This window comes from Bacillus sp. JJ1503, assembly GCF_036965125.1.
Taxonomy (GTDB): domain Bacteria; phylum Bacillota; class Bacilli; order Bacillales; family Cytobacillaceae; genus Cytobacillus.
Genome location: NZ_JBALOZ010000137.1, coordinates 2,088 through 11,351 on the forward strand (window position 1 = coordinate 2,088; position 9,264 = coordinate 11,351).

At 37.0% G+C, this 9,264-nt stretch carries 10 protein-coding genes and 2 pseudogenes; 9 read left to right on the top strand and 3 right to left on the bottom strand.

Annotated features, from left to right (window positions below):
• The 3 genes from V7149_RS11810 to V7149_RS11820 form a co-directional block, all read left to right on the top strand.
• Nucleotides 1-968, top strand: a 968-nt coding sequence (locus V7149_RS11810; RefSeq protein WP_335345827.1) for a sensor histidine kinase, incomplete at its 5' end; no start/stop codon positions are given.
• Nucleotides 969-979: 11 nt separating this feature from the next.
• Nucleotides 980-1,621, top strand: coding sequence for a response regulator transcription factor (locus tag V7149_RS11815; RefSeq protein WP_335345828.1), 642 nt, complete (start codon nt 980-982; stop codon nt 1,619-1,621).
• Nucleotides 1,622-1,776: 155 nt separating this feature from the next.
• Nucleotides 1,777-2,304 carry an NADPH-dependent FMN reductase gene (locus V7149_RS11820; RefSeq protein ID WP_335345846.1) on the top strand — a complete coding sequence of 176 codons (528 nt, stop codon included), beginning with the start codon at nt 1,777-1,779 and terminating at the stop codon, nt 2,302-2,304.
• Between the two features lie 81 nt (nt 2,305-2,385).
• On the opposite strand, the gene V7149_RS11825 is transcribed toward V7149_RS11820, so the two are convergent.
• Complete coding sequence (locus V7149_RS11825) at nt 2,386-2,637, bottom strand: YhdB family protein (RefSeq protein WP_335345829.1); 252 nt, start codon at nt 2,635-2,637, stop codon at nt 2,386-2,388.
• Between the two features lie 230 nt (nt 2,638-2,867).
• On the opposite strand from V7149_RS11825, the gene V7149_RS11830 reads away from it, so the two are divergent.
• From V7149_RS11830 to V7149_RS11855, 6 genes and pseudogenes are all read left to right on the top strand, one after another.
• Nucleotides 2,868-3,170 carry a DUF3889 domain-containing protein gene (locus V7149_RS11830; protein ID WP_335345830.1) on the top strand — a complete coding sequence of 101 codons (303 nt, stop codon included), beginning with the start codon at nt 2,868-2,870 and terminating at the stop codon, nt 3,168-3,170.
• Between the two features lie 101 nt (nt 3,171-3,271).
• The gene (locus tag V7149_RS11835) at nt 3,272-3,991 is read left to right on the top strand and encodes a response regulator transcription factor (RefSeq protein ID WP_335345831.1); all 720 of its coding nucleotides are present in this window, start codon (nt 3,272-3,274) and stop codon (nt 3,989-3,991) included.
• The gene (locus V7149_RS11840; RefSeq protein ID WP_335345832.1) at nt 3,988-5,340 is read left to right on the top strand and encodes a sensor histidine kinase; all 1,353 of its coding nucleotides are present in this window, start codon (nt 3,988-3,990) and stop codon (nt 5,338-5,340) included. Before V7149_RS11835 ends, V7149_RS11840 begins: the two co-directional genes overlap by 4 nt.
• Nucleotides 5,341-5,416: 76 nt before the next feature.
• On the top strand, nt 5,417-6,142 hold the full coding sequence (locus tag V7149_RS11845; protein WP_335345833.1) for a PepSY domain-containing protein: 726 nt from the start codon (nt 5,417-5,419) through the stop codon (nt 6,140-6,142).
• A gap of 107 nt (nt 6,143-6,249) precedes the next feature.
• Complete coding sequence (locus V7149_RS11850) at nt 6,250-6,831, top strand: PepSY domain-containing protein (RefSeq protein WP_335345834.1); 582 nt, start codon at nt 6,250-6,252, stop codon at nt 6,829-6,831.
• Between the two features lie 110 nt (nt 6,832-6,941).
• Nucleotides 6,942-8,304: pseudogene (locus tag V7149_RS11855) on the top strand (SpoVR family protein).
• A gap of 212 nt (nt 8,305-8,516) precedes the next feature.
• On the opposite strand, the pseudogene V7149_RS11860 reads toward V7149_RS11855, so the two are convergent.
• Both V7149_RS11860 and V7149_RS11865 read right to left on the bottom strand, forming a co-directional pair.
• Nucleotides 8,517-8,763, bottom strand: a pseudogene (locus tag V7149_RS11860) (GMC family oxidoreductase); the annotation flags it as partial.
• 201 nt (nt 8,764-8,964) lie between these two features.
• The coding region (locus V7149_RS11865) for a hypothetical protein (protein ID WP_335345835.1) at nt 8,965-9,264 on the bottom strand (300 nt) is incomplete at its 5' end.

Sequence of the window (9,264 nt, forward strand, 5' to 3'; positions counted from 1 at the left end):
TAATTGAGCCAGATGGAAAATACGTGCTAGCTGCAAAGGAAAAGCTGCCCGAAGCGTTATCATATAATGATAATGAGCGGATGTGCAAGGGAGACTGCTGGTGTATAGACCGTTATATCGATGGAAGATTGCATAAGGCAATTAATATAATTGAGTGCAAAAGAATTGAAGATGCACGAAATGAAAAAAAAGTGGACACAAATCAATTAACGCATCATGCAACGGTTCCTCTTCGGGCGGGTGATGAGAAAATAGGCATCTTAAATGTCGGTTCGCCAAATAAGACCCATTTTACTAAGGAAGAATTGGCTTTGCTTGAATCGATTGCTTTTCAAATAGGCACTGNNCGAATAAAGCTAACAGGGCATGAGCAGGAGAATGCCTTAACAGCGGAAAGAAATCGTCTAGCTAGAGATTTGCATGATTCAGTCAATCAGCTTCTATTCTCTTTAAGTTTAACGGCAAGAGGAGCGGCAGAAATGACAAAGGATATAGAAACAAAAGAAACTTTTTCTTATATACAAGATTTAGCACAGGAAGCTTTAAGTGAAATGAGAGCATTGATTTGGCAGCTTCGGCCAAGGGGATTGGAAAATGGAATAATAAGTGCCCTTTTAAGTTATGGTGAAATGCTTGATTTAGAAGTGAGCTCTAAAGTAGAAGGTGTAGTTTCGCTGCCAGGAAAGGTTGAAGAGGCCTTATGGAGAATTGGTCAGGAGGCACTCGCCAATTGTAAAAAGCATTCTGGGCAGTCAAAGGTGGGATTAATCTTATCTGTAGATCAAAAGCATGTAAAAATGGTTATCACTGACGATGGCTGCGGTTTTAATTATGATGGAGATTTAAGGAATATTCCATCTCTTGGCTTAAAGAGCATGAGAGATCGTACTGAATCATTGAATGGACAATTTAAGCTGAAAAGCTCTGAAGAAAATGGGACTAGAATTGAAATATCTATACCAATTTAGGGGGAGAGAAAATGGCCATACGTGTTCTTATCGCAGATGATCACCATGTTGTTAGGCGTGGTCTTGTCTTTTTTCTTAAAACGCAGCCCGACATTGAAATTATTGGTGAGGCTAAAAATGGACAAGAGGCAATTGAATTAGCAACAAGAATTCGTCCGGACATTGTATTAATGGATTTAGAGATGCCTGTTATAAACGGGATTGAAGCAACGCGTGAAATAAAAAAACACTGTCCAGAAATCAAGGTCATGATGTTGACAAGCTTTTCTGATCAGGATCATGTCATTCCGGCAATAGAAGCTGGAGCCTCTGGCTATCAATTAAAGGACATAGAACCAGATGAACTTGTCAAAGCCATTATTCAATTAATGAACGGCGAAAATCAGCTTCATCCGAAGGCAACCACTCATCTATTATCCCACCTATCAGGAAAAAGTCATTCCGAAAGAAGACATGTAGATGAGCTGACAAAAAGAGAAATCGAAGTGCTGCGGGAAATTGCTAAAGGAAAAAGTAATAAGGAAATTGCCGCTGATCTTTTCATTACCGAAAAAACAGTTAAGACCCATGTGTCTAATCTGCTATCTAAACTTGAACTTGCTGATAGGACGCAAGCTGCCCTCTATGCAGTAAGAAATGGAATAATCAATTAATTTTATTAAAGAAATGCCTATTTATAGGGTTTGTAATTGTGCCTATAGTTGCAGATCAAAAATAAATCTATACGATGATAAAAGTACAATCTCTCCCTTATACTAGAATTAATATAAACGATAGCGAAAATGGTGCTAAAAGGAGAGAGCCTATGTTGAAATTAACAATTATAAATGGGAGCCCAAGAAAAAAAGGAAGAACAGGGATTGCCTCAAGATATATCGCGAAAAAATACGGAGCGGAGCTTATTGATTTAAGTAAAGGCGAGCTGCCTTTATATAACGGAGAGGAGTCACAACATCAAATTCCTGCGGTTAGAGCATTGCGCGAAAAGGTGTTAAAATCGGATGGCATTATTTTGGCTTCACCAGAATACCATAGTGGAATGAGCGGTGCTTTAAAAAATGCGCTTGATTTCCTTGGCAGTGAACAGTTTGCTAACAAACCTGTCGCATTACTTGTAGCAGCAGGAGGAGGTAAGGGTGGAATGAATGCCCTCGGTAATATGAGAGTTGTTGGGAGAGGGGTCTATGCAAATGTGATCCCGCGTCAGCTAGTATTAGATCCTCACTGCTTTGATTATGAAAACGACTGGCTGCATGAAGAGCCAGCGAAACTCGTTGATCAATTAATGAATGAGCTTCAAATGTATACGAATATGTATGTCCAGATGAAGGGCTAATAGGTATCGGAGAAATGTTCGACACATATAGAAGCAATAAAAAACACGGTTAAAAACCGTGTTTTTTTGGTGGTGGAATTCTTATGGTAACTGGTAAATCTCCTCTTGCAACTCATAAGCAGTATAGGCATTAGCATGGTCGATGTATCGGAGTAAGGAATATAGATGTTTCTCGATAACGGAATAGTCTTTTTCAAAGTTGTACGCATGAAGGAAGTACTCGATCTTTTTGGAAAGAAAATGATCTTCTGTTCTTACCATCAATATTAGCAAATTATCCCATTCAGAGCGATGTGTATAATATAACGCTCGGTCATAATCTAATTTATTCATTTGTCCATCTCCTTCACTTAAGGAGTTGACTTTAGCTTATGTTGATGTGAACAAAAATTACACTGTAAATGTTGGACGTCTTGATTATAAAGGGTTTTCAACTTTTTCCTGCATATAAACGAATCATTAAGGAACGAAAATTAAAACAAATAACCTGTGGACTAGTTACATAAAAAAATAAAAAAACACAAACAATAGGGGAAAGTGTTTTTATTACAGGAGGACAAGTTATGAAAAAGCTTTTTTGTATGTTATTTACCATTAGTTTAATTATGAACGTCCACAATTTAGCGTTTGCTCAAAATGGTTATGAAAAGTATGGACGAATTGCTACTGCAGTTATCAAAGAGGATTACCCTAGTGAAGCGGTTGTTGAATTTCAATATGCCGGCAGAAAGAAAATTTCTGAAACAGATGTCGTGGATTCCTTTATTTTTGAAGTGAAAGAAAATAATCAGCTCAAAAAAGTAACAGTTAATATTTCACATAGTTTAAAAAACAATAAGGTTCTTCAACTGTCAGTTGAAGAGTAGAAGGGATAAGAGGGCATAAATGCCCCTTATCCCTTCTTTTTTCCTATTTAATCTTATTGATAATGAATTAATTGCTGATTTTTGCTAACCTTGATTCATAAATGGTTATTGAAAAAGGAGAGACTCCATTGAATAAAGAATCAATTTTAGTTGTTGAGGATGAAGAGAAAATAGCAAGGCTGCTTGAATTAGAGCTCGAATATGAAGGCTATAAGGTAACAAAAGCAATGGACGGGATGAAAGGTCTTGAGGAATATCGGTCAAAAAAATGGGATTTAATATTATTGGATGTCATGCTTCCGGGATTAAGCGGAATTGAAATTTTGCGGCGAATTCGAATGAGCGACAGCCATACACCTATTTTGTTGTTAACAGCGAAGGATTCGGTTGAAGATAAGGTCTCAGGGCTGGATTTAGGGGCAAATGATTACATAACGAAACCATTCCAAATAGAAGAATTGCTAGCAAGGGTTCGAGCTGCATTAAGACATAAAGCAGTCGAACAAAAGAAAGAAACTGACTGGCTAGCATTGGCGGATTTAAAATTAAATGAAAAGACACGTGAAGTTATAAGAGGAGAAGATGACATTGAATTAACTCCGAGAGAATTTGATCTTCTATCTTATTTGTTAAAAAACAAATTGCAGGTATTAAACCGTGACCAAATATTAGAAGCCGTATGGGGATACGACTTTTTTGGCGATACAAATGTAGTAGACGTATATATCCGCTATTTAAGGAAAAAAATTGATACTCCTGAAAAAGAGCCATTAATCCATACAATACGCGGTGTTGGCTACGTTCTTAAGGTAACAAAATGAAGCTGAGTAATAAGATCAACCTTAATACCGGAGTTTTATTTACAATCCTGTTAGTGTTAATGAATATTTCGATTTATTTCTTATTTAATAATTTCCTTATAAACAGTGAACTTGAAACAGCTAAAGAAGAAATGAAAATAACCTCCATGACGTTTAACAAATATCTTGTAACGATTCCAGAAAATGAACTTCTCAGAGCGTACGTTCCTGTAGATGGCATGATTCGAATCGTAAGACCTGACACAAAGAGATCACTAGCTGTTACATCCTTAAATGAACAAGTATTGAGGAAAGAGAAAGCAGAATTTTATACAGGCGAGGTAAGTAAAGAAATGATTATTAATAATCACACCTATGCCTTTCACTCCATGCCCATCATTCTTTCAGATGGAAATATCGCAAATCTGCAAATTACAAAGAGCTTAGAAAAATCCATCGAGAACCTGCATTCACTTAGGCTTGTATTAATCATAGTTACCATGCTCGCTTTAATTCCAGTGTTTATTTCGAGTAGGCTTCTAAGCAATCTTCTGATTAATCCAGTGATAAGTATGATTAAAACAATGAAAGAAATTAAGGAAAGCGGTCAATTCAAGCGGCTGCCATTAGAGGAAGGATCAAAAGATGAGCTTTATCAAATGGGAGAGACCTTTAATCATATGATTGATTTGCTGGAGGCAAACTTCGAAAAACAAAAGCAGTTCGTATCCAATGCATCACATGAGCTTAAAACGCCTTTAACGGTTATTGAAAGTTACGCAAGTCTTTTAAAGAGAAGAGGCTTAAAGGAGCCTGAGTTGTTTAATGAATCGATTGAGGCTATCCTGTCAGAATCCATTCGTATGAGGGAAATGACCGAGCAGCTGTTATTGCTCGCTAGGCATAATGAACAGTGGAATCTCATGCTAACAAACATTAATTTAATCGATGTTTTGAAACAAACGGTAAAAGGGTTTCAAAATGCTTATAATCGTGATGTTATGATTGAAGGGGAGCAATTGACTTCCATCTCTGTCACTACAGATGAGCAAAAGCTTAAGCAGCTATTGTTTATATTTCTCGATAACGCCCGTAAATATAGTGATGACATTATTACCATTGCGGTTGGCATAGAAAAGAACGGAGCCTATATTAAAATAATAGACCGAGGGATCGGAATACCTAAAGAGGCATTGCCAATGGTATTTGATCGTTTCTATCGTGTTGATCAAGCGAGAAGCAGAAAGAGCGGCGGCTCAGGACTTGGACTTTCCCTTGCAAAGGAAATTGCCGATGCCTTAGATGTACGAGTCACGCTTGAAAGTAAAGAAAATGCTGGAACAACAGTAACTTTAACAATTAATAATTAAAAATTTTCCTTTCTCATCTTTTTCTCATGTTCATATAGGAAAATGGAAGGAGTATAGAAGGTGAGGTGCTATCCTTTTGGAAAACAAACGTTCTCTTTTCGTCATGATGGGTATTGCAGCCATTGTTATCTTATTTATTGCTTTTAAAGCTTTGGGTCCTGTTATAAATCCATCTGCTGAAATTCTATCCAAAAGCGAAGTTAAAACCCTCGTAGAGGAAAGATACAATGGACAGATAACAGAAATAATCCTAAAGAATAATCAATATGTCATTGAAATGGATCGAAATGAAATGAACTATGAAATCAAACTGGATGCTGAGAATGGAGAGATCATTTCTTTTACTAAAAAAAGCAACATCGCATCCAATAAAGCGAATCCAGAACAAGCAGAGCCTAATCCTCCAGCAAAGCCCTTAACTGAAAACGAAATAAAGGAAAAAATTCTATCAGAATTTCCTGGTGAGCTCGTTCAATTTATAAAAATAAATGAACACGGAAAAAGCCAGTATAAAGTTATCATTCAAGGGGAAGGAAAGAAAACTATCTTAAAAGTAGATGCTCAAACAGGAGAGGTTCTTGTCCAAAAGTTGGAAACTGAAGCAACCGTGATCATTACAGAGGATGAGGCTATTCAAATTGCTTTAAAGGAAGTAAAGGGTCATATAAATGATGTTGATTTGGAATCGGATGACAATATACTTTATTATCTCGTTGAAATTGATACTTCAGATGATCGGGAAGCATCCGTCCAAATCCATGCAATAACAGGTGAAGTGCTATCCATTACTTGGGATGATTAGAAAAGAGTCACATGATTCTCATCAATTTTTAATCTTCCTATTCTTTTCCTTTAATATTGCAAGTCTATATTGTAGATGTAAGGAAAAAGATTAAAGGAGGAAATAGGATGAAGAAAAAATTTATGATTGGAGCTATTTCGGCAGCAGTTATTTTAGGGGGAGCGGTTGCGGCTGGTGCTGCAAAAAATGAATTTCCAAATGCAGAGCTGCAAAACACGAATCAGAAAATGATAACCCATGAAGAAGCCATTAAGATTGCCTTAACAAAAGCTGAAGGACATGTAGAAAGCATTGAATTGGAAAAAGAATCCGGAAAGCGCTATTTTGAAGTGGAAATAGAGAATAAGGATAAGGAATTTGAAATCCGCATTGATGCCATAACAGGTGATGTTCTATCAGTGAAAGAAGATTTTGATGACAACGATGATGATTTTGAAAAGGCAGCTAATTCTACTTCAAATAATTATATTTCAATTCAAAAAGCAATAGAAATTGCTGAAAAGGAAGTCAATGGAGAGGTCTCTGAAATTAATCGTGATGAAGATGACGATCAGCTTATTTATGAAGTTGAACTGAAAACGAGTAAGGGCGAGGCCGAGGTAGAGATTGATGCTGTAACCGGGAAGGTATTAGATGTGGAGAATGATCATGATCGAGATGATAAAGATGATGATGACAGCGATGATTAAGGTGAACAAAGCGGGAGACGATGGTCTTCCGCTTTTTTATTCTTACTCCAATTCATCATTCCGCCTATTTTTTCATAGATTGTGATAAGAACAAAAAGGGGGAATTGTAAATGCTGGAAGAGGACCGTAAGCAGCTATATAACGCCATTGAAGAAATTACAGAAATTGCTAAAGGTTTTGGCTTAGATTATTATCCGATGCGATATGAAATATGCCCAGCAGACATTATTTATACTTTTGGCGCCTATGGGATGCCAACGCGTTTTTCTCATTGGAGCTTCGGCAAGCAATTTTTTAAAATGAAGCTTCATTATGATCTTGGGCTTTCTAAAATTTATGAGCTTGTCATCAATTCAGATCCATGCTACGCCTTTTTGCTCGATTCCAACTCATTAATTCAGAATAAATTAATTGTTGCGCATGTGCTGGCACATTGTGATTTTTTCAAAAACAATATTCGTTTTCAAAACACAAAGCGAGATATGGTCGAAAGCATGGCGGCAACAGCCGAACGAATCAGACAATACGAAATTTTACACGGCAAAAAAGCGGTAGAAACCTTTTTAGATGCTGTTCTAGCCATTGAAGAACATATTGATCCATCGTTAATGAGACCAAAGCTAACCTGGAATTTAGATGATATTGAATATGAAGAAGAGGAACCAACGGCATCCTCCCCTTACGATGATTTATGGAAACTTGATGAAAGGAATAATCAAAAACCAGATCCGGTAAAGAAGAAGAAGAAAATTCCGCCACAGCCTGAAAAGGACTTATTGCTATTTATTGAAAGCTATTCCCGAGAGCTTACAGACTGGCAGCGTGATATATTAACGATGATGCGAGAAGAGNNCGTATTGGCATCAGCGCATTCTTAGAGAAATGGATTTAACGAGCTCAGAGGCATTAGAGTTTGCGAAATTAAATGCAGGTGTTGTTCAGCCATCCCGCACAAACATTAACCCATATTATTTAGGATTGAAAATTTTTGAGGATATTGAAGAGAGATATAATAATCCGACAGAAGAAATGAAAAAGCATGGAGTTCAGCCTGGTTCCGGACGGGAGAAAATGTTCGAGGTCAGAGAAATCGAGTCTGACATTTCTTTTTTACGGAACTACTTAACAAAAGATCTTGTTATGCGCGAGGATATGTATTTGTTCCAAAAACAGGGGAAGGACTACAAAGTCGTTGACAAGCAATGGGTGCATGTTCGTGATCAGCTCGTAAGCATGCGTGTTAATGGGGGATTCCCATATTTAACCGTCAATGACGGTGATTATTTAAAGAATGGCGAACTATATTTAAAGCATTGGTTTGAAGGAATAGAGCTAGATCTAAAATATTTAGAAAAAGTCCTGCCATATGTCCATCAGCTTTGGGGCAGAAGTGTCCATATGGAAACAATCGTCGAAGGCAAGAATATGCTGTTTACGTATGATGGGAAAGGGATACATCGGAAATATTTATAAATAACGGGATCATGGGGAAAAAAGTTAAAGTACTTTTGGCAAGAACTTTGAACATCGCTTTAAAGATACCGATTTATTGAGACCATTCCGAACCCCTTTGTCCACAATCTGAGAGGCTGTCCTATTAGGTGCCTGGCTCCACAAGCATAACATCTAGCGTCTGCTCCACTAATTTGACACTAGATATGAATAGTGGTGTCTGGCACCTTTGCTTGTTGAGGTACACCCTCTCTCTGCCAAAAATACTCTGGAAAGAATTGATTCCTCTAGTTCAAGAGCAAATCTAGAATCACTTATAGGTTTGTCATTGTCATTAATTCCTCCTGCTTCCAGGACGAGAACTGAAGTTTTTTTATCATCTGTAAGTATCTTAGATATAACAGCTCCGGCGGGACCAGTGCCAACAACAATAAAATCAACAATGTTTCTTGAATTAACCAATTTGTAATCCCCTTTCATCATTAATTTATTTCATGAAAGCAATGGGGGAGAATTAGTTAAAGAGATAAAGTTTTTACACAGTTTACGAAATGCATCATTCACTTAATAGGATATGGAAATATAAAAAGAGTGGAACAATTTAATCCACTCTTCTTCCATTTCTTTTACAGTTGAAACATCATTTGGGATAATAGTGCAATCCCACCTTTTATTCAAATATTAACGACGACGACGGCGGCGTCTTCTTTCTTCCTCGATATCTATATTTATATCTACATCTTGATCTTGATCATTTTCCTGTTCTTGTTCAGATCTCACTCTAGCGTTACTGCGGCTGTTGAGTCTGATATCAACCTTAGAATTACCTGAGTTAGTAACATTAGAACGTGCAACGTTGGTATTTTTATCGGTATTTCGAACATCCGCTTCTGCTTCTGAATTAGATCTATTTCTTAACTCCGATTCAATATCTGTGTCAAAATCCACATCTACATTAGTATTTTCATTATTTCTTCTTCT

What these genes read in the sequence shown, in the direction of transcription:
- V7149_RS11815 (WP_335345828.1), top strand. Translation starts at nt 980, where the DNA reads ATGGCCATACGTGTTCTTATCGCAGATGATCACCATGTTGTTAGGCGT.
- V7149_RS11825 (WP_335345829.1), bottom strand. Translation starts at nt 2,637, where the DNA reads ATGAATAAATTAGATTATGACCGAGCGTTATATTATACACATCGCTCT.
- V7149_RS11830 (WP_335345830.1), top strand. Translation starts at nt 2,868, where the DNA reads ATGAAAAAGCTTTTTTGTATGTTATTTACCATTAGTTTAATTATGAAC.
- V7149_RS11835 (WP_335345831.1), top strand. Translation starts at nt 3,272, where the DNA reads ATGGTTATTGAAAAAGGAGAGACTCCATTGAATAAAGAATCAATTTTA.
- V7149_RS11840 (WP_335345832.1), top strand. Translation starts at nt 3,988, where the DNA reads ATGAAGCTGAGTAATAAGATCAACCTTAATACCGGAGTTTTATTTACA.
- V7149_RS11850 (WP_335345834.1), top strand. Translation starts at nt 6,250, where the DNA reads ATGAAGAAAAAATTTATGATTGGAGCTATTTCGGCAGCAGTTATTTTA.